The following is a 23,193-nucleotide window of genomic DNA, read 5'->3' as shown; positions in this document are numbered from 1 at the left end:
CGTAATAATTACAATATGGAGGCGGCGTGATCCAAATACATAGCAAGTCGCATTTTTTTAATCGTTTTATCGTAATAATTACAAATAAAAGGAACGAGGAATGATTGACATGAAAAAGAGCTTGAAAAAAACGCTCGCGATATCGGCGAGCTTGGCGCTTCTGTTGGCGGCTTGCGGCAAAGCCGAGGAGAACGGCGCAAACGGATCGGACGCCAAACTAAGCGTCGTGACAACCTTTTACCCGATGTACGAATTCAGCAGACAGGTCGCGGGCGATCTGGCGGACGTCGCACTGCTGATCCCAGCCGGATCGGAGCCCCACGATTGGGAGCCTAGCGCACAGGATATGGCAAAGTTGAAGGAAGCGGACGTGTTCGTCTACAACGGGATCGTCGAAGGCTGGGTCGATGCGGCGCTCACGAGCGCGTCTAACGACAATCGCGTCGTCGTGCGGGCGAGCGAAGGACTGACGACGCTGGAGGGGGCGGCGGAAGAAGAGGGAGAAGCGGGAGAAAAAGCGCACGAGAACGATCATGCGCATGAGCACGCGGAGGACCCGCACGTATGGCTCGATCCGGAATTGGCGCAGCGGGAGGTTGCCGCGATCGAAGCGGCGTTCGAGAAGGCGGACCCGGCGAACAAGGATACGTACAAAAAGAACGCCGATGCTTACATTGCCCAATTAAAGGCGTTGGATGAGGATTTCCTAGCGGGACTGAAGGATGTTAAGACAAAGTCGTTCGTGACGCAGCACGCGGCCTTCGGCTACCTGGCCCAGGCCTACGGCCTGCAGCAGGTGCCGATCGCCGGACTGTCGCCCGAGCAGGAGCCGTCCCCCGGCAAGATGGCCGAGATCGTGGAGTTCGCAAAGTCGCATCAAGTGAAGACGATTTTCTTCGAGACGCTGGTCGATCCCCAGGTCGCACAGACCGTCGCGGACGAGATCGGCGCGAAGACGGATGTGCTGAATCCGCTGGAGGGTCTGACGGACGAGGAAAAGAAAGAGGGACTCGACTACATCGGCGTCATGAAAAAGAATCTCGAAGCGCTGGTAAAGGCGTTAAACGCGTAGTACGCGAGATGCCGGATGACCGGCCGCGACAAAACGGGAAGAAGCGGCGTTGCGGCCTGCTTCTTCTCGTTTTTATTATGTCTTGCTCCGCTATAGGGTGCGACTCCGGGCTGTGGATGCGCTTTGGACCCGCGATCGCTTATTTCGCGCAAACCGTCCCTTTTTTCTGTTCAACGGACACAGGAGACGCTATTCGTCGCTTTCGGTGTCCGAAATCCTCCCATATCCACCTCGTCTCTCCGGACAAACCGCCCAAAAAAAGGATTGACAAATTGCCCTTGGGTAATTATTTTGTATATAACAACAAAAGTTTCCCAAAGGAAACAAAATTGTTGCCATACAAGTAATTGCCGTACAAGTAATCGACCGCAAGTATTTGACGTACAGGTTTTGCCGCAGGAGGAACGACCATTACGGGGAGGGCCGAAATGCTGACCAAAAGGCTGGAAAGAGTTGCACTGGTATTGTTGTTAGCGGTTATCGTTCTGATCAACACCGCTTGCGCGAATGGCGGGAGGTCTGCCGAAGGCGGACAGTCCGGCAAAATCCGAATCGTCACCACGATCGCGCAGATCGCGGAACCGCTTGCCGTCATCGGCGGTGACAGGGTCGAAGTCAACAGTCTGATGGGGCCGGGCGTGGATCCGCATCTGTATGCGGCGACGCAAGGAGACATCAAGAAGCTGCAGAGCGGCGACATCGTGTTTTACAGCGGACTTCATCTTGAAGCGAATATGGTAAAGGTGTTCGAGCAGATCGGCAAGGAGCGGCCGGTGCTGGCCATCGGGGAGACGCTGCCGAAGGAGCGGCTGCTGAAGGATCCGAAGGGCGCGACCGATCCGCACATCTGGTTCGATATCGACCTGTGGAAGCAGGCGCTGGGCGCGGCGACCGCGGAGCTGAAGAAGTATTCGGATGCGGATGCGGCATACTTTGAGGCAAACAAGACGGCATACTTCAAGCAGCTCGACGAGCTGAAGGCGGAAGCGCTGGAAGAGCTGGGCCGCATTCCCGAGGAGCGGCGAGTGCTCGTAACTGCGCATGACGCTTTCGGCTATTTCGGGCGCCTGCTCGGGCTTCAGGTCGTCGGCCTGCAGGGGCTGAGCACGGAAGACGAGATCGGGCTGTCCGACATCGAGGACACGATCGACCTGCTGGTGGATCGCGGCGTACCGGCCGTTTTCGTAGAAAGCAGCATCAATCCCGCGTCGATCGAAGCGGTCATCGAGGGAGCCAAGAAGCGAGGGCTAAGCGTCCAGCTTGGCGGCCAATTGTATTCGGACGCGATGGGCGACGGCGGTACGGAGGAAGGCACGTATCTGGGCATGTACCGGCACAATGTGAACACGATCGGCGAGGCGCTTGCCTCGAAGGAGGGTTGATATGACGGCAGTGCTCGAGGTCAAGGATCTGAACGCTTCGTATCGGAAAACCGCGGTGCTGGAACGCGTGACGTTCGCAATTAAGCCGGGTACGCTGACGGCGATCGTCGGGCCGAACGGCGCAGGCAAGTCGACGCTGCTCAAGACGCTGCTGGATCAGCATCCGCGGCTTTCCGGCGATGTCTCGTTTTTCGGCACGAACTTCCGCAAGGTCAAGTCGCGCATCGGCTATGTGCCTCAGCGCGGTTCGGTGGACTGGGACTTCCCGACGGATGCGCTGGACGTGGTGACGATGGGCCTGTACGGCAAGATCGGATGGCTGCGGCGCCCGGGCCGGACGCATAAGGAACTGGCGATGCGCGCGTTATCCGAGATGGGCATGGCCGACTATGCAGGCCGCCAGATCAGTCAGCTCTCGGGCGGCCAGCAGCAGCGGGTGTTCCTGGCGCGGGCGCTCGCGCAGGATGCCGATCTCTATATGCTCGACGAACCGCTGGCGGGCGTCGACGCCGTGACGGAGCGGGTCATCATGGATACGCTGCAGCGGCTCAAGCGCCATGGCAAGACGGTGATGGTCGTTCATCACGACCTGCAGACGGTGGAGGATTACTTTGACCGGGTGCTGCTGCTGAACCGGACGGTCGTCGCCCACGGCACGACGGCGGAGGCTTTTACCCGGGAGTCGCTCAGTGCGGCCTACGGCGGCATGCTTCGCTGGCTGGAGGGGAAATCCGGATGAACACGATCCTTTCGCACAACGCGCAGTGGGTGCTGCTCAGTACGCTGATCCTGGGGATGGCGGCGGGCATCATCGGCAGCTTCGCCTATTGGAAGCGGCAGAGCCTCATGAGCGACGCTTTGTCGCATGCCGCGCTGCCCGGCGTGATCGTCGGCTTCGTGCTGATCGGCACCAAAAACCTGCCCGTCATGATTGCAGGGGCCGCCGTCAGCGCGCTGCTCGGCGCGCTCCTGATCGATTGGATCCGCTCGTCGACCCGCATCAAGGAAGATGCCGCGATGGGCATTGTTTTGTCGGTCTTTTTCGGCCTCGGAATCATGCTGCTTACGTTCGTGAACCGGACGGCCGGCGGCAGCCAGAGCGGACTCGACAGCTTTATCTTCGGTCAGGCAGCGTCGATGGTATCGGATGACGTCAAGCTGATGGCGGGTACCGCGGCAGTCGTCCTGCTCGTCGCGCTGCTCGGGTACAAGGAGTGGAAGCTGTTCCTGTTCGATCCCGCCTACGCCGCGGGACTCGGATTGTCCGTGCGCTTGATGAACGGGATCTACCTGGCGGTTCTGGTGCTTGTCATCGTCGTCGGCATCCAGGCGGCGGGCGTCGTGTTGATGGCGGCCCTGTTGATCATCCCCGCCGTCAGCGCCCGTTACTGGACCCACTCGTTTAAATGGACGGTCGGTCTCTCGGCGGCGTTCGGCGGCGGCGCCGGCGCGGCGGGGACCTTGCTCAGCGCCATGGGCGCAGGCTGGCCGACGGGACCGTTTATCGTGCTGGCGGCATCAGCGACGTTCGCGATATCGTTGTTTTTCGGTGCGAGCAAGGGCTTGCTCGTCCTGTACATCGGACAGCGCGCGAGCAGGCGACGGCTGGCTTCCAAGGTCTCAAGTCCGATCGCGGCACGAGAGGGGGCGGGACGATGAGCTATTCCGGTTGGATTCTCCTGACCGCTTCCCTTGTCGGCATGTCCTGCGGATTGATCGGCGTGCTGCTCATCCTGCGCCGCATGGCGATGATGGCCGATGCGATCAGCCATACCGTCCTCCTTGGCATTGTCGTAGCCTACATGGTCACGCGGCAACTTAGCGGCGTGCACATGCTGATCGGAGCGGTATGCGCCGGGTTGCTGACGGCGGTGCTGGTGCAATGGTTCCAGTCTCGCGGCGTACAGCAGGAGGCGTCGATCGGCATCGTGTTCACGACGTTGTTTGCGGTCGGCGTCGTGCTGATCGCTACGCAGGTCGGCAACGCGCACCTCGACGTCAAGCATACGCTGATGGGCGAAATTACCTTTATCCCTTGGGAAACGATGACGCTCCCGCTCGTCGGCGAAGTACCCGAGGCGGTCGCGCTGCTCTCGCTTGTGCTTGCCGTCGCCCTTGCGGCGATAATCGCCTTCTATAAAGAGTGGAAAATTACGTCGTTCGACCCCGCGCTGGCCGCAAGTCTCGGCATTCCCGCCGTACTGATGCACTATGCGTTCATGTCGCTCGTGTCGGTGACGACGGTCGCTTCCTTCGATGCGGTCGGCGCGATCATGGTCGTCGCGATGCTCATCACGCCGGCTTCCGCAGCCTACCTGTGGACCGACCGGTTATCCGTTATGCTGGCGCTGGGCGCCGCGTTCGGCGCCTCGTCCGCCTGGATCGGCTACGGGATCGCGACCTGGCTCGATACGTCGATCTCGGGCTCGATGGCGTTCGCGACAGGCCTCTTGTTCGCGGCGAGCTTCCTCGGATCTCCGCGTTACGGCGTGCTCTCCCGGATTCGGAAGGGGAAGGCTTCGAGGCGCGAGCCCATGGCTGCCGAAGGCGCGGATTGACGCGCTGCGACGAATATACCTATGCCGCGGCTGCGGAGCGTCCAAGAAGACGCCTCGCAGCCCTCTTCTATTCTAAGTAAAATGCATTGACACTCAAATTAAACGCTCCTATAATGCTTAATATTGAGAATCATTTTCAAATAGCTTGGAACCAGGCTCATGGAGGCGACCACATACATTGAAGCGGCATAAACGGCCTTCCGCAAGCACCTTTTTTGCAAGGATCGTATGCCTTGCCATGCTCATATGGACGATCGCGCCGTTCGCTCCCCTGTTCGCCGCGACCGATTCGACGCATGCTGCCGATGCGTCCTTGCAGACCGAAGCGCTTGTCTCGCACCTGGATGCAGGCAATGCCGAAGCGGCTGCGCAGGATCTGGCTGCGATTAAAAAGTGGTGGGCGAAGGGCAAGAACGACGTCAAGCAGCGTTCGCTCGATCTCGCGCTGGAGATCGACGGCCAGATCGCTGCCCTGTCGCTCGCGATGCTAAGCGGGAAGATGGACGAGGCCTCGTCGCAGGCCGGCAATCTAAGATTTTCCGTGATCAATCTGCAAGACGGCGCCTATGCCGACAACAGCGGGAAAAGCCAGATGACGCTCTCGACCTATATCCTCAAGCTTCGCGAGGCCGGTAACCTGGCCAACAAGCAGGATTGGGAAGCGGCGGGGCAACGGGTCAAACAGCTGCAGCAGCAATGGCTCTCCGTCGAAGGCGACGTTGTGAGCCAATCGCAGCGCGTTTACAACGATACCGAACGCGATCTGGTGATGCTGGACGGCTACCTGAGCAATGCGGATCAAAGAGCGCTTGCCGCACCCGTGATCGACCGGTTGATCGAAGGGCTGGCGCCGCTCGCCGATGCGAAGTACTCGTGGTGGGACGCGGCGCTTATCCCGATTCGCGAAGGGCTGGAAGGACTGCTCGTTGTCGGCGCCTTGCTCATGTACGCCAAGCGTGCGGGCTCCAAGCCTGCCAGACGCTGGGTCGTCGGCGGCTCCGTCACTGGTCTCCTGGCCAGCATCGCAGCTGGGTTCGCGGTCGTGCTGCTGCTGTCCTCGAGCGCATTCGGACACAACAATCTGCTCATCAACGGTTGGACGGGCGTATGCGCCAGCGCGATGCTGCTTTACGTCAGCTACTGGCTGCACCGCCATTCGGACACCAAGCGCTTCAACCGGCTCCTTGCCGAGCGGAGCACGCGCGCGCTTTCCGGCGGGCACATGTTTTCGCTTGCGCTGCTCTCCTTTTTTGCGATCGTGCGCGAGGGACTCGAGACCGTCATCTTCCTGATCGGCATGTCCGGAAAAATGTCCGCGGCGGAGCTGGTCGCCGGCATCGCTGCCGGGTTTCTCGTGTTGGCGGCGGTCGCGTTTGTCATCGTCAAGGCCGGATCGCGCTTGCCGCTTCGTCCGTTTTTTCTCGGATCGAGCCTCATCGTGTTTTATCTCTGCTTCAAATTTATGGGCTCCGGTATTCACAGCCTGCAGATGGCAGGCGTGCTGCCGTCTACGGTGAACGAGGCGCTGCCCGATTTCTCGACGCTCAGCCTGTACCCTTCGTGGTACAGCACCTTGCCGCAGCTCGTTTTCCTGGCTTGCGGCTGCATCGCGGTCATTTGGTCCATGGTGCGGAGCAGGCGCCGTCGCGAAGTTCTATCCTAAGTTTCAAAAAAACCTAATTTTGCGCATAGCGCCAGATGACTGGAGATCGTTATAATGATGAAGAAAACGTCCATTGGTATTGTTACTATTGCAGGAATGCTGGCATTATCCGCGTGTAATAACGGGTCGAACAATGACGGCGCATCCGCTTCGGCTTCCGTTCCGGCCTCGACGACGGCCGCTTCTCCGGTATCGGCAACGACCGGCACCGAAGGCTCCAGCGCGATTCAGACGGGGACGGCTCAATTGCTCGATCAGACCAAGCAGCTGCAGAGCCTTATCGAGAAAAAAGACGCGGAAGGCGTCAAAGGTCTCGGCAAGACGATTAACGAAACGTGGCTGTCGTTCGAAAACGCCGTACGGCAAACGTTCCCGCTCGAGTATACGGATGTGGAAAAGTACGAAATGCCGATCTTCTCCGCTTCGGCGTACGACAAGATTGATTTCGACGCGCTCAAGGCCAATGCCGACGGCCTCGTCGATGCGCTCACGAAGCTGCAAAACGCCAAGCCTTCGACGGCCAGCTCGTCCGAGCTGCTGAAGGAAGCCGTTAAAAAGTATCAGCAATATGTGGTTGACCAGACGAACAAGCTGACCGATCAAACGCAAGCATTCGTCGACGCCGTCAAGGCGGGCGATATCGATAAATCCAAGGCCGAATACGTCAAGGCGCGCGTCTACTACGAGAGCATCGAGCCGATCGCCGAGAGCTTCGGCGACCTCGATCCCAAGATCGACGCCCGGCTGGCCGACGTCGACGATCCGAGTACCTGGACCGGCTTCCACGAGATCGAGAAGGCGCTGTGGGTCGACAACTCGCTGGCAGGTCAGGATAAATTTGCGGATCAGCTGATCGCCGACGTCAAGTCGCTGCAGGCTGAGGTTCAAAAGCTCCAGCTTGATCCCAAGACGGTCGTCGCCGGCGCCATGGAGCTGCTCAACGAAGCGGCAACTTCCAAGATTACCGGCGAAGAAGAACTTTATTCGCATATCGATCTCGTCGACCTCGCTTCTAACGTAGACGGCTCGAAGACGGTCTACCTGTCAATCATTCCGGCGCTCAACGAGAGTAACGTCGAATTGGCCGACAAGCTTGACCAGGCATTTCAGGATATGGAGAAGGCGTTGTCCGGCTTCATCAAGGACGGTCAGTACGTCGCTTATACCGAGTTGACGACGGATCAGATCCGCGATATCAGCGACCGCCTCAGTGCGCTGTCGGAGCTGATGTCGCAAACCGCCGCCATCCTCTAAATAACGGAGGGAGCTCAAACTTATTATGGAACCGAATCGGACAGGCATGACGCGCAAGGATTTTCTGAAGCTGTCGGCCACCGTCGGTGCCGGAATCGCGATCGGTGCCTCCGGCATCGGTGCGATTCTTGGCATTCCCAAGCCCCGGGGGGAGGGGGCGAAGGCCTCCGCCCAATCGGAAGAAGACATTGTCCCGATGTACGCCGACCACCAGCCGGGCATCGTCACGCCGCAGCAGACGTACTTGTATCTGGCGGCGTTCGACATCACGACCGGCAGCAAAAAAGATCTCATCGCGATGCTGAAGGACTGGACCCGATTCTGCGATCTGAGCGCGAAGGGCGGTACGATGAGCCTGGGCGACAACCCGCTCGTACCGCCGACCGATACGGGAGAAACGCTCGAGCTGCCGCCGTCCAGATTGACGGTCACGCTGGGCTTCGGGCCTTCGTTTTTCGTACGCGACGGCGTCCATCGTTTTGGAGCGGCCGCCGCCATCCCGCTGCATCTGAAGGACATTCCGCGCATGGCCCGCGACAATATCGATCCGAGCATCTCCGGCGGGGATATTTGCCTGCAAATATGCGCGGACGATCAGCAGGTCGCCTTTCACGCAGTCCGCAACCTGATCCGGCTGTCGACCGGCCGCGCCTCGCTCAAGTGGATGCAAGAAGGCTTTGCGAGCGGGACCCCGGGCAAGACGCCCCGCAATCTGTTCGGTTTCAAGGATGGCACGGCCAACCAGCTGCACGACTCCGCGCAAGGGTATGACGAAGTCGTGTGGGCGGGGAGTGACGAGCCGGCATGGATGCGCGGCGGTTCCTATCTGGCATACCGCAAGATCCAGATGAAGCTGGAGAGCTGGGACCGCACGTCGCTCTCCGATCAGGAAGCGACCTTCGGCAGAAGCAAAGTATCCGGCGCGGCATTCGGCGCGAAGGGAGAATTCGACGCCGTCGACGCCTCCAGGCTGCCGGAGCAATCGCATGTGCGATTGGCCAAGGAGACCAAGCAGCAGATTCACCGGCGCGCTTATTCCTATACGGACAAAGTAGATCCACGGACAGGCAACGTCGACGCGGGCCTGTTGTTCATCAGCTACCAGCGCGATCCAGACGTTCAATTTCTGCCGATGCTCCGCTTGATGCAAAAGAGCGATGCTTTGAACGCTTATGTTTCCCATATTGCCAGCGCGATGTTCGCCTGCCCCGCAGGCTTGCAGCCCGGTCTCTATTACGGCCAGCGTGTGCTTGAGGGCTAACGGCTGTTTTTTGGAATTGTTGAACAGGACGAAGCGGGAGTATCTCCTGCATCGTCCTGTTTGCGTTTATGGTTTGTTCCGGCAAGGAGCGATGTGGCGGAGCGGCCGGCATGCCTGGGGGGCGATAAGCCTCCATCCAGAGCTACATGACGAGGCAGAGCCAACTGGCCATGGCAAAGAGACTCCGGATAGAGCTACATTTGCGAAAATGCGCCTCAACAGGGGCGAAATCATATCGAGCCTGCCGCTTTTTCGCTTCGAAGACGACGGCCGCGCGCTGCCTTGTGGTATGATGAAAGGCAAAACGGACCAAGCAGGAAGGATTACGATGCCATGACGCTTCAACAATTGCGCTATGTGATCGAGGTCGCGAACCGCGGCTCGATGAACGAAGCCGCCAAGCGCCTTTTCATCTCCCAGCCCAGTCTCTCGAACGCGATCAAGGATCTGGAAGAAGAGATCCGCATCACGATTTTCGAACGCACGAACAAAGGCATCACGCTGTCGAAGGCCGGCGCCGAGTTCCTTGGTTATGCGCGTCAAGTGATCGAGCAGGCCGAGCTGCTGGAAAACCGCTACCTTGGCGCGAAGCCCGCGCCGCAGCATTTTTCCGTGTCGACGCAGCACTATGCGTTTGCCGTCAACGCGTTCGTCCAGCTGGTCCGCGAGCAGGGGCAGGACGAATACGAGCTGGCGCTCCGGGAGACGAAGACCCACGAGATCATTCAGGACGTCAAAAGCCAGCGCAGCGAGATCGGCATCCTGTATATCAACGAGTTCAATGCCAAGGTGATCACGCGGCTCCTGCGCGATGCGAACCTGAAGTTTACGAGCCTGTTTACCGCCAAAGCGCATATATTCGTCAGCGTGAACAACCCCCTTGCGAAACATCCGGTCGTGTCGATCGACCAACTCGACGACTATCCGTACCTCCACTTCGAGCAGGGCGAGTACAATTCGTTCCATTTTTCCGAGGAAATCCTGAGCACGCTGTCGCACAAAAAAAGCATCAAGGTGAACGACCGCGCGACCTTGTTTAATTTGCTCATCGGATTGAACGGTTACACGATCTCGACAGGCGTGCTGAGCGCGGATCTGAACGGAAACGAGATCATTCCGGTTCCGCTCGCGAGCGAAGAGACGCTGCATGTCGGCTGGATCAGCCATCAGAATGCGGCGCTATCGAAGCTGGCGGTGGCTTATGTCGAGGCGCTGCAGCAGGCGATCGCGGTCGAATGAGCCTGCATCGGTCTTTGTTATAGCCGACGGCTATAGCCGGCAATAGTATTTTGAAGTTACGCTATATCCGGATGCCTGTGCTATCTTTCAATTAGCAGACAAAGCGGGCGCCGATTGAACCGGTGCGGACGCTTTGCTCCATACTTGGAAGGCAGAGGAGAAGGCATATATGAAGAGCGGCAATCTGGGGTATCCCCGCATCGGGCAAGACCGCGAATGGAAAAAAGCGCTGGAAGCGTATTGGGCCGGCAAGCTGGATGAGGAGACGCTGCACGCGACGCTGAAGGAAATTCGTCTGGATAACCTTAAGAAGCAGCGCGATAAAGGAATCGATGCCATTCCGGTGGGCGACTTTACGTACTACGACCATATCCTTGATACGTCGGCGATGTTCGGCATCGTGCCCGAACGTTTCGGCTACGGGGGCGGCGAAGTCGATCTGCCGACCTACTACGCGATAGCGCGCGGCAATCGCGATTCGGCGGCGAGCGAGATGACCAAGTGGTTCAACACGAACTATCACTACATCGTGCCGGAGCTTGGCGCAGGCGTCAGCCCGCAGCTGACGGTCAACCGTCCGCTTGCGGCCTACCGCGAAGCCAAGGCGGAGCTGGGAATCGAAGGCCGTCCGGTCATCGTCGGACCGTACACGTACCTGAAGCTGTCCAAAGGTTATGCCGCCGCCGAGTTGGATACGTGGATCGATCGTCTCCTGCCGCTTTATGCACAGGTGCTGCGCGAGCTCGAAGCCGAAGGCGTCGCTTGGGTGCAGGTGGACGAGCCGATCCTGGCCACGAGCTTGACGGAGGATGACCTGTCCCGCGTAAAACGCATCTATGAAGCGTTGACTAGCGAAGCGCCGGGAACTTCCATCATGCTGCAAACGTACTTCGAGTCGGTTGACGCGTACAGCTTCGTTGTGTCGCTGCCGGTACAAGGCATCGGGCTCGACTTCGTACACGACGGGGGCCGCAATCTCGCGGCGGTACGCGAGCAAGGCTTCCCGGCCGACAAGACGCTCGGTGCCGGTCTGATCGACGGCCGCGCCATCTGGAAAGCCGATCTGCGCGGCAAGTGGGAGACGCTAAGCGTGCTCCGCAGCGCTGTCGCAGCAGAACGGATTGTCGTGCAGCCGTCGTCGAGCCTGCTGCATGTGCCGGTCAGCGCGGCACGCGAGACCGCGCTGCCGGCGGAGCTGCAAGGCGCGCTTGCCTTTGCCGACGAGAAGCTCGCTGAGCTCGTCTTGCTCGCCAAGGCTGGACGCCAAGGCGTCGAAGCGATCGCAGCCGACCTGGAAGCGGCAGAGCGCAGCCGCGAAGCGCTGCAGCGCTCCTCTGCGCGTACCAACGAGCGCGTCCGTGCGCGCATGGCATCCCTGGCATCGGAGCCGGCGGCGCGCGCGAGCGTATTCGAATCCCGCCGCGCGGTCCAGGATGCCAAGTGGCAGCTGCCGCCATTGCCGACGACGACGATCGGCAGCTTCCCGCAGACCCCGGAAGTACGCGGCGCGCGGCAGAAGTGGCGCAAGGGCGAGCTGTCGCCTGCGAGCTACGAATCCTTCATTAAAGCGCAGATCCGCGAGTGGATCGAAATCCAGAACGACATCGGACTCGACGTGCTTGTGCACGGCGAATTCGAACGCACCGACATGGTCGAGTTTTTCGGCGAGAAGCTTGCAGGGTTCGCCTTCACGGCGAAGGGCTGGGTACAGTCCTACGGTTCCCGCTGCGTGAAGCCGCCGGTTATCTACGGCGACGTGGAGCTGCCTGAACCAATGACCGTCGCCGAGACCGTCTATGCGCAATCGCTGACGTCGAAGCCTGTGAAGGGCATGCTGACCGGTCCGATCACGATTCTCAACTGGTCGTTCGTTCGTGACGACAAGACGCGCGAGGAAGTCGCTTACCAGATCGCGCTGGCGCTCCGGGACGAGGTAGAGGCGCTTGAGGCCGCAGGCATCGGCATGATCCAGGTCGACGAGCCGGCGCTCCGCGAAGGCCTGCCGCTGAAGCGCGAGCAATGGGCGCATTACCTGGACTGGGCGGTGCGCGCGTTCCGCTTGTCCACCTCGACGGTGAAGGACGAGACGCAGATTCACACGCATATGTGCTACAGCGAGTTCCACGATATTATCGAATCGATCAGCGCGCTGGACGCTGACGTCATCTCTATCGAGACGTCGCGCAGCCATGGCGAGTTGATCGGCATTTTCGAGGAGCACACGTACGACAAGGGCATCGGGCTCGGCGTCTACGATATTCACAGCCCTCGCGTGCCTTCTGCGGACGAGATGACGCAAATGATCGACCGCGCGCTTCGCGTGCTCGATCCGGGCTTGTTTTGGATCAATCCCGACTGCGGACTCAAGACGCGCGGACGTACGGAGACGGTCGATTCGCTGCGCAACATGGTCGAGGCGACCGAAGCCGCCCGCGAACGGTATGCGGTCAAGCAGGGCTAAGGATCGCGGGAGCGTACAACACCGTGTAACCTATAAATAGGAAGAAAGATAATCGAGGGAGCGCGCTGGCGCTCTCTTTTTTTAAGAGATTTGATCGCAAATTTACGGAAAGGTAAGCGCGCGCTTTCGGCGTATCGGCGCTGTTCGGATGTTCGGCCGGCTCAAAAAACCTGCATTTATACATGCATTTTCTGCCGACCAACTTTATCTGATGAAATACATGCAAATGTGCAGGTAATTTCAGAGCCCAAGCCGTAAATCGGGCTGATGAAGGAAAATACCTGCGCTTTCGCATCTATTAAGTCCAAAAGGTTCGGCATCGGCGGAAATTGATGTATATATGTTATATATGCAGGTATTGCGGCGAAAAACGACGCTGGCGACGACATGCGGATCCATAAGTTCGTTATCGCAATCTGCCCCTGACGCTTTTTTACGCTGCGGGGGCATGCATTGACGGAACTCCTCTCGGATGTCTAAGATGAATCTATTCGGTTGACGACGGAGGTTTGGCATGAAATACGCAGGGACGGTCGGTTTGGCCGGCAGCATTGGCGCCTTGCTTCGGTACGAGGCCGGGCTGTGGACGCATTCCTGGTGGCATATGACGTTCCCGCTCGCTACGCTCGTTATCAATCTGTCGGGATGTCTAGCGCTTGGCTTGTTTACGGCATGGGCGACGACGCGACCGGGCATGCCCGAATGGCTGCGGCTCGGGATCGGTACCGGCTTGATCGGCGCGTACACGACCTTTTCCACGTTCAGCGTGGAGACGCTGACGCTGCTGCGCGACGGACGAGCCGGGGAAGCGGCGCTTTATGTGGGCGCGAGCGTGGTCGGCGGGCTGTTGTTTGCATGGGCCGGCTTCAGGCTTGGCGAGAGACGGCCGGCAGCGAAAAACCGCGAGGTGGTGGGACCGTGACGTTCGGTCATGAGGGTCTGGTGGCGCTCGGCGGATTTTTCGGCGCTTGCGCGAGATACGGCATCGGCATTTGGGGGAAAAAGAGATTCCAGGCGAGACTGCCTGTGTCTACGATGCTGATCAATCTTTCGGGATCGTTTCTGCTCGGCATCGTTGCGGCAGTCGGGGGCAGCGGGATTTCGCTGCTTGTCGGGACAGGCTTCATGGGCGCCTACACGACGTTCTCCACCTTTAACGCGGAAAATATTCAGCTTTGGCGAAGCAGGGCCTGGCGATCGCTGATCGTCTATGTGGCGGGCAGCTATGTGCTGGGCATCGCGCTCGCCTGGGCCGGCTATGCGCTTGGCGGCCGTTTCTAGGCGCGCTTGCAGCGGATGAGACGTTGGCAATTTGTCGATTTCACAGATATGCACAGCTATGCGCACTATTCATAGTTCAGTTTAAGTCTGCGCCGTGCTTTAATGTTGCCGTTCTGATTCATCGACAGAGGAGCGGATCGTACATGGAGCTGCAAACGGCGCACGATAAAAATCAGCTTCGGCAGGCAGCCGCGGCGCTCGATAGCGCAGGAATCCGGATCGCTTTCCTTTCCAACCGAATCGACCGTGCCAGCCGCATAGGCTTCAGCAGAGTCGACTGGCGGGGACCGGCCAACGAGATCGCGGGGACGACGCTTGACAGCGGTGTGGGCGGCGAATGGCTGATCCGGACGCACGGCACAGCATTGGCCGGCCCTTACGGAGGGTTCGCGATCGAGACGGACTGGCTCCATTGCGGCACGTCGCGGGGGACGGCGGCAGAGGTGCGCTTTGAGATCGGCGCCTGGTCGCCATCGGCGTACGTGCTCGTACCCGGCGCCGTATACGGCGGGAACCGCTTCGAGGCGCGCAAGCTTGATTACGCGCCATGCTGGACGTCGATCGAGGAGCGCGGGCCGGACGCGCCGGCGCTCGTCACGGATATCCCGAGGCTTGCGGCAGGCGACGGACCTTCGTCGCTCCATCTGCTGGCAGGAGACGCTGCGACGCCGGCCGTTGCCTATTACGACCCGGACCGCGGAAGAGGCTGTATCCTGCTTACGGAGCAGCGCACCGATTTTGGCGAGACGTCCATTCATATCGAGGAGTCTGCGGATCGCCGCGCGGCGGCGATCTCCTTTCGCGCGCCAGGGGTGCGCGAAGAGACAAAGTACGAGATGTGTACGACGGCGGCCGCATCCGGCGACAGCGGGGCAGATTATGCCAACGGCGACCGCCTGAATTTAAAGTTTCACGTTTATCTGTTCGCTTGCGGCAGCGTGCGGCGGCTGTTCGCAGCGTTCGCCGCCGTACGCAATTCAATGACCGGCAGGCCGGAGCTGCTCGCAACGCTTCCGTTCTCCGCAGCCTGGGCGATCCAGGAAGCCAAGTTTAACGCGATGAATTGGAACGGCGAGCACGGCTATTATGCGGTCGGCACAGTGGATGAGAAGCATCAGGATTGGCAGCTCGGCTGGGTCGGGGGCGGCATGTCGAGCTATGCGCTGCTGCTCGAGGGCGGCGAGAAATCGCGAGAGCGGGCGCTGCGTACGCTCGATTTTATATTCGGCGGACAGACGGCCGCCGGTTTTTTTCCGGGCGTCTTTTACCGCGGCCGCTGGTACGGGGACGAATTCGGTAGCGATCCGGACCGGGAGGCGCCGGAGCGATGGCATATCGTGCGCAAGAGCGCGGATGCGCTGTATTTCGCAGCCAAGCATATGCTGGCGCTGGAGGCGATTCCGCTCGGCAAGCGTGACTTGGCTACAGGGACTGCGGCGGCTGGCGGACGCTTTTGTCCGCTTATGGGACACGTACGGACAATTCGGCCAGTGGGTGAACCACGACACCGGCGAGCTGCTCGTCGGCGGATCGGCGGGCGGCGCGATGGCCGCCGGCGGCCTTGCATGGTGCGGCCGCTTGCTGGGCGAAGCGCGATATGTGTCCGTCGCGTGCGAGGCGGGCGAATACTACTATAGGCGGTTTACGATGGCCGGCATCACGACCGGCGGTCCGGGCGAGATTCTTCAATGCCCGGACAGCGAATCGGCCTTTGCGCTTCTCGAATCTTATATGGCGCTCTACGAAACGACCGGCGATCGGCTGTGGATCGGCAGGGCGGAAGAGGCGGCCGATCAATGCCTGTCCTGGTGCGTATCGTACGATTTCGTTTTCCCGGCTTCGTCGACCTTCGGCAAGCTCGGCATGCGCACCGCCGGCTCGGTCATCGCGAACGCGCAGAACAAGCATAGCGCACCAGGCATTTGCACGCTGTCCGGAGACGCGCTGCTCAAGCTGTTCCGCGCGACGGGCCGCCGGCGCTACATGGATCAGCTGACGGAGACGGCGCGCAATATGAACCAATACTTATCCCGCGCGGACCGGCCGGTCATGGGCTGGGACGGCCAGGACATGCCGCCCGGCTATATGAGCGAGCGCGTCAACATGAGCGACTGGGAAGGCACGGACCTCATAGGCGAAGCGCTGCCGCTCTCGTGCTGGTGCGAGACTTCGAACATGCTTATGTATGCGGAGGTGCCGGGCATCTACGTTCAGCACGACACGGGGCTCGTATGGGCGCCCGATCACATGACGTGCGGGCTGGAGACGACGGCGGGCGGCGGGGCTGCACTGCGCGTGACGAATCCGACGCCCTGGCCGGCTTCGGTGAAGCTGCTGTCGGAGACGTCCAATGAGGCGGCGCTGCCGCTGGGCGTTTGCGCGAGCGCGGCTTGGCCGCGCATTCGGCTTGCACCGGGCGAGACGCGGGTTGTGCAGCTGACCGAATAGCGCGATTTCCATCCGCTCGGTCGCCGGCAATCGGAATTCGCATGCTTGAACATGCGCCGATTCCGCGCTGGAGCAGCAATTCGAACATTGTACAGTAGAGCGTCCTGCTGCCGTATGAGATGCTGTTATTGCTGACACGCACTCGTTTCCGGTGGGAGGAAATCGTCATGAAGATGCTGCAAGCCTACAAATCCAAAAAGTACCTGACGCGTATGCTATTGTCGGTCAGCGTGCTGATGATCGCCGTGCTCGTTTTCGCCTCGCTGGCGCTCCAGTACAACGCTGAGCGGAGCTCGGTCCGCATGCAGCAGGATTCGTCCCGCAAGGTCATGAACCAGATCCAGTACAACGTCTCGTACATGACGGAGGCGCTGAACAATCTGGCCGTTTCGCTTTTTATGGATCCGAATATTTCGCCTCTGTTTACATTGCCGAGCTATGACGAGATGACCGTCATCCGCTCGATGAACTCGCTTAAGCAGGCGTATTTGTCTTCGTCTTTTCTCCATTCGATCCTCGTCTACAACGGCTACGACGATCAGGTCTATCCGGTCGGACAGCTCAGCATGAACAAGCCGGACGCCGCGATGGCGGACGGACTCGTCTCGCTGCTGAAGCGCGAAGAAAAGCTGCCTCGAATGAAGCTGCTGCCCATGAATTTTAGCGGCAACGCGGAAAAAATCGATTTTTTCTCGATCGTCCTCTATCAAAATTTCGGTGCCGTCCGCAACGGGCGGGAGAGCGCGCTCGTGGTCAATATTAAGCCGGAATGGCTGTACGATAACCTGCAATCGGTAAATGTGTTCGACGATCCCGCCAGATCCGGCCTTTACATGCTGGACGCATCGGGCAACGTGATGATGTCGGGCGGCGGCGGGGCGGCAAGGACCGACACGAAGCGGCTTGCAGAGGCGTTGGCGCGCCGGACAAATGCGAATCTTGCGCCCTTCGGCTCCTTTACCGGCAAGCTGGGCGGATCGGAAAAGCAGCTGGTCACCTATATGAGCATGAAAGATACGGATTGGAAAATCGTAAGCGTGCAGCCCTACGACGTCGTCACCGGCGGCATCCGCGAGATGCGCGCGACCTCGGTGGCCGTGATCGCCGTCGTTCTGTTGTTGGGCGTTCTGCTGACCTTTTTGATCGCCCACAAGCTGTACCGGCCGATCGAACGGATGTTCAGCCAGATCGGGATTAAGCCGGGCGAGCCGCAGGGAAGAGATGCAAAGGCGCGTCACAACGACGAGTTCTCGGCGGTAGCGACCGTCTACAGCTCGATGCTGGAGAAGCTGCATTGGGCGTCGAGCGAGCAGGACAAGCAGAAGCGGATCGTGCGCAACTATCATCTCCGCACGCTTGTCGCCAACAGCCCGTCGCTGTCGCGCGAGGAATTTCAGGAAAACATCGCCTTGAACGGCCTGGACATCGATCCGGCGGGGCCGTACCGGCTGGTCGTCGTCAAGGTGGACGGCATCGCCGAATACGAGCGAACGACGACGCCGGGACAGCGCGCGCTTTATACGTTCGCGATCGGGAACATTGCCGAGGAGATCATGCGTCCCGGCCCGTACCGCTGCGAGATCGCGGACATGCGCGGCGACCATGTGGCCATGCTCGTAAGCCCGGCGGGCGAAGGCGCGGATACGGAGACGCTGACTCGGCTGCTGCGCCGCGTTCAGGAGGTCGTCGGCAGTTATTACAAGCTGTCCCTGTCGCTGACGGTCAGCGGGAGCTGCGACAGCCATATCGGCATCACCGAGCGCTATGGCGAGGCGATCCGGCTGTCCCAGTACAAGCTGTTGTTCGGCCATCGCGCCATTCTGACGCCGGAGACGGTCGGCGAGCGGATGAGGAAGACGGAGTACGACGCCCCTGCGGAAGCGGAAAAGAAGCTCGTCGAGAGCATCCGCGCCAACCGTCCCGAAGATAGCGCGGCTGCGGCGGACGCGATTGTTCAAGGGCTCGAAGCCTGCCATTTCGACCATATCGTTCATGGCATCCTGCATCTCGTCGACTTGCTTAAATCCGCCGTTCGGGATCTCAACCGCAATCGCCTCGTCTCGCTGCCGATTGATTTGAGCTCGCTCAGCCGGGAGGCGCTCGAGAAGGAAACGATGGAGGAAGTGCGCGAACTGATCGGCGCCGCGATCCGCGAGATCCACGACAAGCTGTCCCGCACGGACGCCGACAAGAACGCCGCCTTGACCGACGCCATCAAGGAAATGATCGAGACCAACTATAAAGACAGTAACCTGAGCCTCCAGGGCATCGCGGCGATGCTGCACCTGACGCCGGCTTATGTGGGGAGGATCTTCAAAACGAGCGAGTTCGTGTCGGTGGGAGAATACATGAATGACGTGCGTTTGCGGCATGCGCAGGCCTATCTGGAGACGAAGGGCTTCAGCATCAAGGAAGTCATGGAGTTGGTCGGCTACGTGAACGAGAGTACCTTCTTCAAGCTGTTCAAGAAGACGTTCGGCGTGACGCCGAAGGAGTACCGGTTGAAGAAGGTGCTGGAGTAGGGGGCAGGCGCGGGGCGGATAGGCAGTGTAGGCTGATCGCCTGCACTAGGAGAGGCGATGGGCGATGGGCGGCGCGGCGGTGCGAGGAGGCGGATCGCCTGCACTAGGAGAGGCGATGGGCGGCGCGGCGGTGCGAGGAGGCGGATCGCCTGCACTAGGAGAGGCGATGGGCGGCGCGGGGGCGAGGAAACGCGGATCGCCTGCACTAAGAGAGGCGATGGTCGGTGCGGCATCGCGAAATGGCGGAGGAAGGCGCTGCACGTCAAGGCAAAGACGTAAGGAGTTGTAGAAAAAGCCTTGTCAAAAGTCTCAATCTTATTTATGATTAATTTACATATTTTGTTGCCTGAAGCACAGGCCGTTCTATCCGAATCCATTCGGAGGAGCGGCCTTTTCTATTTTCTAAGGAGGTTAGTTTATGTCCGAAGTGTTGTTTCAAAAAGCTTACGATGAATGGATGTCGCGCGTTATTCGCCATAGTCAGGGTGAAAGGAAAAGACGATTGATGGAGATGGATTCGTACAACGAGCGATTGTTGCTTAAAAATCTATGGTGGCCGGCGCTTGGCAGCTTCGATCATCTTCATCCGGAGTGGGAAGTTTCCGACTTTAAGGACGGACAGAGATTCGTCGATTTCGCCTACATGCCTTTCGGGTTGCATCGGGGTCTGATTTTGGAAGCTGACGCCTACGGTACGCATTTACGCGACGTGAGTCGATTCAGGTTCGGCGACAACCTGGAGAGGCAAAATCATTTGCTCATGGACGGCTGGCACATGCTTCGCTTCTCAAGAGACGATTTGTTGGAAAAACCGAAGCGCTGTCAACAGACGTTGTTAGCGGCACTATCCGCGTGGGCGTACGGAGCGGGATCGGAAGCGGCTCAGCTCACGTTGTATGAGAGAGCTATTCTTCATTGGATTGGAAGGCATTGCAGCGAAATTAAGCCGGTAGAAGTAATAGCTGCACTTAAAATTAGCTTTTATCAAACTAGTGCCAGCTTGCAGTCGCTGGAGACCAAAGGTTACTTAAAATCAAACCGGTCCTCACAAGGTAAAGCGATGAGTTACACGGTTTTGCCAAAGACGTATAAGGTAATCTGAAGTTTGGTTTAATCGCCTTCACCACAGAAGGGGATAAGCGAAACAAGGCAGCGAGAAGGATAATCGCCTTCACTGCAGAAGGGGATAAGTGAAACGAGGAAGCGAGGAGGCCGAACGACTTCACTACAGAAGGGGATGAGAGGAAATAGGCCGTGTGAAAGCCGAACGACTGCCCTACTGAAGGGGATTAGCGAAGCAATGCAGCGAGCAATCTGATCGCCTTCTCAATAAAAGGCGATGGTAGACGGCGGCCGATTCAGTCCCCAATCTAAAAAGCGACCGTCCTTCCGGACGGCCGCTCGCGCGATTCGGTTAGCGAGTTATCATTCTCTTTCCCTTGCCGTTATCTCTTTCTCTTGCGCTTATCTCAGTCCCTTACCCTTCAAGAACGCGTCCCATTGCGCGGCGACTTCGGTTTCGTATTTCTCGAGTCCGGAGGCCTTGAGCTTGTTCTCGAACTCGGGGAGCATCTTGGCCGGATCGACTGCGCCGGTTTCGAGCGCGGTCGAGTATTCATTCGTTACGGCGTTGATGTTGGCGCCTTCGGCTTTGATCTTTTCTTCGTTGATGGAGAAGCCGTTGCTGACCGGTACGATGGCTTTGTCGTTCAGCTCGATCGTCTTTTCCCAGGTGTCGGGATCCATGCCGGGCTTCAAGAAGGCGTTGAACTGGTTGCCGAACACCCAGTCGCCGTTCGGCGCATAGCCGGAGCCTTCGATCGGCGCGATGAACTTGTCGTCCGTCTTCGTGTAGTGCTTGCCTTCGATGCCGTTGCAGATCAGGTTATACAAATATTTGTCCGTATTGAGCAGGTTGATCAGCATGAGCGCGCGCTCGGGGTTTTTGGAGTTTTTGTTGATGACGTGCATGGCGCTCGCGATACCGGTAAAGTAGCTGTCCGAGATCGGGACGTACACGACGTCGTTGCCCCCGTTGATCGCTTTTTCGCCGATCTCCCCGCCCGGCTTGGACGTGAATTCGAGCGATACGGCAACATTGCCTTTGCCCTTCAGGTCGTTAATGTTCTGGAGCACGGGCGCGTCCTTGTTGATGTAGCCGGCTTGGTACCAGCCGTGGATGGTCTGGTAGAAGTCTTTTTTGGCTTCAAGCGAATCGATCTTGCCGATCATGGCGTAGGACGTATCGTCCTTTTTGTAGCCGACGGCTGCGCCGTCCGGCCATACGGCGTTCGGATCGACGAACAGGCCGTTGGAGTTTTGCGCGAGACCGAGCGGAACGATGCCCTTTTCGTTGTCCTTGAGCGTCTTCAGGAACGGTTCGATGTCTTGGTACGAGTGAATCGTGCTGACGTCGAGGTTGTACTTATCGATAAAGCGCTTCTGAATGATCAAGCTCTTCTGCTTGGCCGCGATTTGATAGATCGGGATGCCGTACACCTTGCCGTCGGCAGCCTTCATGTCCGGCCAGAACTTGTCGGGAATGTTGGCGCGCGCGTCCGGCGCGTACTTGGCGATCATGTCGTCCGGCAGCTCGAGATAGGCGCCTTTATCGATGTACGGCTGGTAGTTGCCGAGCCAGCCTTTGGAGCTCCAGGCGATGTCGAACGCTTCGCCGGCGGCGAGCATCGCGTTCAGCTTCGGTTCGTACTCGTCGAATGTCAGCGGTTTCAGATCGACGGTCGCGTTGATTTTTTCTTTCAGATACTTGTTGATCTCGTCGTTGACCAGCTTCTGGTCGGGACCCGGATTGGCGGATACGGGATAGATGAACGTGAGTTTGACCTCGGGCAGCTCCTCCGGAGTCGCCTCCGCGCTGGCCGATGGGCTGGCGGAAGCGCTTGCCGTCGCGGATGCGCCATCGCTTGCCGACGCGCTAGGGCTGGCCGTGTTGGTGTTGTTGTTATTGCTGCAAGCCGCGAGCGCGGCCATAGAGAGCAGCAGCATGTACTGCGGAATTTTTTTTCCTTTTCTCATCTCTGAACCCTCCATTGAATGGACCCTTATTATTTAATACGCCGTGCTCCCGTGCCTGACCTGCTGCCGCCCCAAAAGCCGATCACCTCCCTTAATATGCGGCGGCAGCATTTTATCGTGCCAAGCCGACTCTAGCCTTTAAGCGAGCCGACCGTAATGCCTTTGACGAAGTACTTTTGGAAGAAAGGAAACACGAGCAGCATCGGACCGCTCGCGACAATCGCCATCGCCATCCGGACGGACAGCGTCGGGAACTGCGCGAACTGGAGCTTGTCGGACACCTGCGCCATCGGCGAATTCGCGAGAAATTCGGCCTGCGACAAAATGCGCACGAGCAGCAGCTGCAGCGGAATGTACTTGTCGTTGTCGATGAACAGCAGCGCGTTGTACCATTCGTTCCAATAACCGAACGCGATGAACAGTCCGAGCGTCGCGAGCGCCGGCGTCGAGAGCGGGAGGATGATCCGGAAAAAGATCCGGAACTCGCGCGCGCCGTCGATCTTGGCCGATTCGACGATCTCGGGCGAGATTTTGTCCAGGAACCCCTTCATGATCATAATGTTGAACGGGCTCATGAGCGCGGGGATGATCAAGGCGGCGAGCGAATTTTTGAGATGCAGGTACTGCGTCATGAGAATGTAGAACGGAATGAGCCCGCCGTTGAACAGCATCGTAAAGAACACGTAGAACGTGAGGGGCCGGTTGTACCTGAAGTCGCGACGCGAGATCGGGTATGCCATGAGCGCGGTGAGCAATAGCGACAAAAACGTTCCGATGATCGTGATCATGATCGTCACGCCGTAACCCCGCAAAATCGTATCCGGTTTTTCGAAAACGATCCGGTAAGCTTCGCCGCTCCATACTTTCGGGATGAACTGGTAGCCGTATTCGAACAGGCTGTCCTCCGAGGAGAGCGAGATGGAGACGACGAGAATGAAAGGCGCGACGATGAGCAGACAGACGATGATAAAAAATGCGTTGATAAACCAATTGTTCGATTTGAGAGCCATAGCGGA

General features: G+C 58.9%; 18 protein-coding genes. 16 read left to right on the top strand and 2 right to left on the bottom strand.

Translation table 11 applies throughout. The annotated features are described in order from the left end of the window. The first annotated feature begins 109 nt into the window (after window positions 1–109). From ACFSR7_RS27430 to ACFSR7_RS27355, 16 genes are all read left to right on the top strand, one after another. The gene (locus tag ACFSR7_RS27430; RefSeq protein WP_378167162.1) at window positions 110–1,072 is read left to right on the top strand and encodes a metal ABC transporter substrate-binding protein; all 963 of its coding nucleotides are present in this window, start codon (window positions 110–112) and stop codon (window positions 1,070–1,072) included. Window positions 1,073–1,500: 428 nt separating this feature from the next. Next, a complete protein-coding gene (locus ACFSR7_RS27425; protein WP_378167160.1) occupies window positions 1,501–2,454 on the top strand; it encodes a metal ABC transporter solute-binding protein, Zn/Mn family in 954 nt (317 codons plus the stop codon). A 1-nt stretch (window position 2,455) separates the two neighbouring features. After that, window positions 2,456–3,193, top strand: coding sequence for a metal ABC transporter ATP-binding protein (locus ACFSR7_RS27420; RefSeq protein WP_378167158.1), 738 nt, complete (start codon window positions 2,456–2,458; stop codon window positions 3,191–3,193). After that, window positions 3,190–4,113: a metal ABC transporter permease gene (locus ACFSR7_RS27415; protein WP_378167156.1), complete on the top strand. Its 924-nt coding sequence runs from the start codon at window positions 3,190–3,192 to the stop codon at window positions 4,111–4,113. The genes ACFSR7_RS27420 and ACFSR7_RS27415 overlap by 4 nt, the downstream gene beginning before the upstream one ends. After that, on the top strand, window positions 4,110–5,012 hold the full coding sequence (locus ACFSR7_RS27410; RefSeq protein ID WP_378167154.1) for a metal ABC transporter permease: 903 nt from the start codon (window positions 4,110–4,112) through the stop codon (window positions 5,010–5,012). The genes ACFSR7_RS27415 and ACFSR7_RS27410 overlap by 4 nt, the downstream gene beginning before the upstream one ends. Window positions 5,013–5,250: 238 nt before the next feature. Then, a complete protein-coding gene (locus ACFSR7_RS27405; RefSeq protein WP_378167152.1) occupies window positions 5,251–6,675 on the top strand; it encodes an FTR1 family iron permease in 1,425 nt (474 codons plus the stop codon). 54 nt (window positions 6,676–6,729) lie between these two features. After that, on the top strand, window positions 6,730–7,929 hold the full coding sequence (gene efeO, locus ACFSR7_RS27400; RefSeq protein ID WP_378167150.1) for an iron uptake system protein EfeO: 1,200 nt from the start codon (window positions 6,730–6,732) through the stop codon (window positions 7,927–7,929). 25 nt (window positions 7,930–7,954) lie between these two features. Further along, window positions 7,955–9,190, top strand: a complete 1,236-nt coding sequence (efeB, locus tag ACFSR7_RS27395; protein ID WP_378167148.1) for an iron uptake transporter deferrochelatase/peroxidase subunit — start codon at window positions 7,955–7,957, stop codon at window positions 9,188–9,190. A gap of 333 nt (window positions 9,191–9,523) precedes the next feature. After that, window positions 9,524–10,429, top strand: coding sequence for a LysR family transcriptional regulator (locus tag ACFSR7_RS27390; RefSeq protein ID WP_378167146.1), 906 nt, complete (start codon window positions 9,524–9,526; stop codon window positions 10,427–10,429). Between the two features lie 169 nt (window positions 10,430–10,598). Further along, window positions 10,599–12,890: a 5-methyltetrahydropteroyltriglutamate--homocysteine S-methyltransferase gene (metE, locus tag ACFSR7_RS27385; RefSeq protein WP_378167145.1), complete on the top strand. Its 2,292-nt coding sequence runs from the start codon at window positions 10,599–10,601 to the stop codon at window positions 12,888–12,890. Between the two features lie 514 nt (window positions 12,891–13,404). Next, window positions 13,405–13,812 carry a fluoride efflux transporter CrcB gene (gene crcB, locus ACFSR7_RS27380; RefSeq protein ID WP_378167143.1) on the top strand — a complete coding sequence of 136 codons (408 nt, stop codon included), beginning with the start codon at window positions 13,405–13,407 and terminating at the stop codon, window positions 13,810–13,812. Further along, window positions 13,809–14,171, top strand: coding sequence for a fluoride efflux transporter CrcB (gene crcB, locus ACFSR7_RS27375; RefSeq protein ID WP_378167141.1), 363 nt, complete (start codon window positions 13,809–13,811; stop codon window positions 14,169–14,171). Before crcB (ACFSR7_RS27380) ends, crcB (ACFSR7_RS27375) begins: the two co-directional genes overlap by 4 nt. A gap of 143 nt (window positions 14,172–14,314) precedes the next feature. After that, window positions 14,315–15,808: a hypothetical protein gene (locus ACFSR7_RS27370; RefSeq protein WP_378167139.1), complete on the top strand. Its 1,494-nt coding sequence runs from the start codon at window positions 14,315–14,317 to the stop codon at window positions 15,806–15,808. Beyond that, window positions 15,717–16,619 carry a YyaL domain-containing protein gene (locus tag ACFSR7_RS27365; RefSeq protein WP_378167138.1) on the top strand — a complete coding sequence of 301 codons (903 nt, stop codon included), beginning with the start codon at window positions 15,717–15,719 and terminating at the stop codon, window positions 16,617–16,619. The genes ACFSR7_RS27370 and ACFSR7_RS27365 overlap by 92 nt, the downstream gene beginning before the upstream one ends. Before the next feature lie 167 nt (window positions 16,620–16,786). Continuing rightward, window positions 16,787–19,141, top strand: coding sequence for a helix-turn-helix domain-containing protein (locus tag ACFSR7_RS27360; protein ID WP_378167136.1), 2,355 nt, complete (start codon window positions 16,787–16,789; stop codon window positions 19,139–19,141). 418 nt (window positions 19,142–19,559) lie between these two features. Beyond that, window positions 19,560–20,243, top strand: a complete 684-nt coding sequence (locus ACFSR7_RS27355; RefSeq protein ID WP_378167134.1) for a DNA-binding response regulator — start codon at window positions 19,560–19,562, stop codon at window positions 20,241–20,243. A gap of 362 nt (window positions 20,244–20,605) precedes the next feature. Here the strand turns inward: ACFSR7_RS27355 and ACFSR7_RS27350 are convergent, their stop codons facing one another. Then, the gene (locus ACFSR7_RS27350) at window positions 20,606–22,177 is read right to left on the bottom strand and encodes an ABC transporter substrate-binding protein (RefSeq protein WP_378167133.1); all 1,572 of its coding nucleotides are present in this window, start codon (window positions 22,175–22,177) and stop codon (window positions 20,606–20,608) included. 131 nt (window positions 22,178–22,308) lie between these two features. Then, a complete protein-coding gene (locus tag ACFSR7_RS27345; protein ID WP_378167131.1) occupies window positions 22,309–23,187 on the bottom strand; it encodes a carbohydrate ABC transporter permease in 879 nt (292 codons plus the stop codon). Window positions 23,188–23,193: the final 6 nt, after the last annotated feature.

This window comes from Cohnella sp. GCM10020058 (assembly GCF_042683485.1).
In the GTDB taxonomy this organism is placed as follows: domain Bacteria; phylum Bacillota; class Bacilli; order Paenibacillales; family Paenibacillaceae; genus Cohnella.
The sequence above is the reverse complement of the archived record's forward strand: the minus strand, read 5'-3'. Positions and strand labels throughout refer to the sequence as shown.

What these genes read in the sequence shown, in the direction of transcription:
- ACFSR7_RS27350 (WP_378167133.1), bottom strand. Translation starts at nt 22,177, where the DNA reads ATGAGAAAAGGAAAAAAAATTCCGCAGTACATGCTGCTGCTCTCTATG.
- ACFSR7_RS27415 (WP_378167156.1), top strand. Translation starts at nt 3,190, where the DNA reads ATGAACACGATCCTTTCGCACAACGCGCAGTGGGTGCTGCTCAGTACG.
- efeO (WP_378167150.1), top strand. Translation starts at nt 6,730, where the DNA reads ATGATGAAGAAAACGTCCATTGGTATTGTTACTATTGCAGGAATGCTG.
- ACFSR7_RS27425 (WP_378167160.1), top strand. Translation starts at nt 1,501, where the DNA reads ATGCTGACCAAAAGGCTGGAAAGAGTTGCACTGGTATTGTTGTTAGCG.
- ACFSR7_RS27420 (WP_378167158.1), top strand. Translation starts at nt 2,456, where the DNA reads ATGACGGCAGTGCTCGAGGTCAAGGATCTGAACGCTTCGTATCGGAAA.
- ACFSR7_RS27355 (WP_378167134.1), top strand. Translation starts at nt 19,560, where the DNA reads ATGTCCGAAGTGTTGTTTCAAAAAGCTTACGATGAATGGATGTCGCGC.
- ACFSR7_RS27405 (WP_378167152.1), top strand. Translation starts at nt 5,251, where the DNA reads ATGCTCATATGGACGATCGCGCCGTTCGCTCCCCTGTTCGCCGCGACC.
- ACFSR7_RS27370 (WP_378167139.1), top strand. Translation starts at nt 14,315, where the DNA reads ATGGAGCTGCAAACGGCGCACGATAAAAATCAGCTTCGGCAGGCAGCC.
- ACFSR7_RS27345 (WP_378167131.1), bottom strand. Translation starts at nt 23,187, where the DNA reads ATGGCTCTCAAATCGAACAATTGGTTTATCAACGCATTTTTTATCATC.
- crcB (WP_378167143.1), top strand. Translation starts at nt 13,405, where the DNA reads ATGAAATACGCAGGGACGGTCGGTTTGGCCGGCAGCATTGGCGCCTTG.
- ACFSR7_RS27365 (WP_378167138.1), top strand. Translation starts at nt 15,717, where the DNA reads ATGGCCGCCGGCGGCCTTGCATGGTGCGGCCGCTTGCTGGGCGAAGCG.
- ACFSR7_RS27430 (WP_378167162.1), top strand. Translation starts at nt 110, where the DNA reads ATGAAAAAGAGCTTGAAAAAAACGCTCGCGATATCGGCGAGCTTGGCG.
- ACFSR7_RS27360 (WP_378167136.1), top strand. Translation starts at nt 16,787, where the DNA reads ATGAAGATGCTGCAAGCCTACAAATCCAAAAAGTACCTGACGCGTATG.
- ACFSR7_RS27390 (WP_378167146.1), top strand. Translation starts at nt 9,524, where the DNA reads ATGACGCTTCAACAATTGCGCTATGTGATCGAGGTCGCGAACCGCGGC.
- metE (WP_378167145.1), top strand. Translation starts at nt 10,599, where the DNA reads ATGAAGAGCGGCAATCTGGGGTATCCCCGCATCGGGCAAGACCGCGAA.
- efeB (WP_378167148.1), top strand. Translation starts at nt 7,955, where the DNA reads ATGGAACCGAATCGGACAGGCATGACGCGCAAGGATTTTCTGAAGCTG.
- ACFSR7_RS27410 (WP_378167154.1), top strand. Translation starts at nt 4,110, where the DNA reads ATGAGCTATTCCGGTTGGATTCTCCTGACCGCTTCCCTTGTCGGCATG.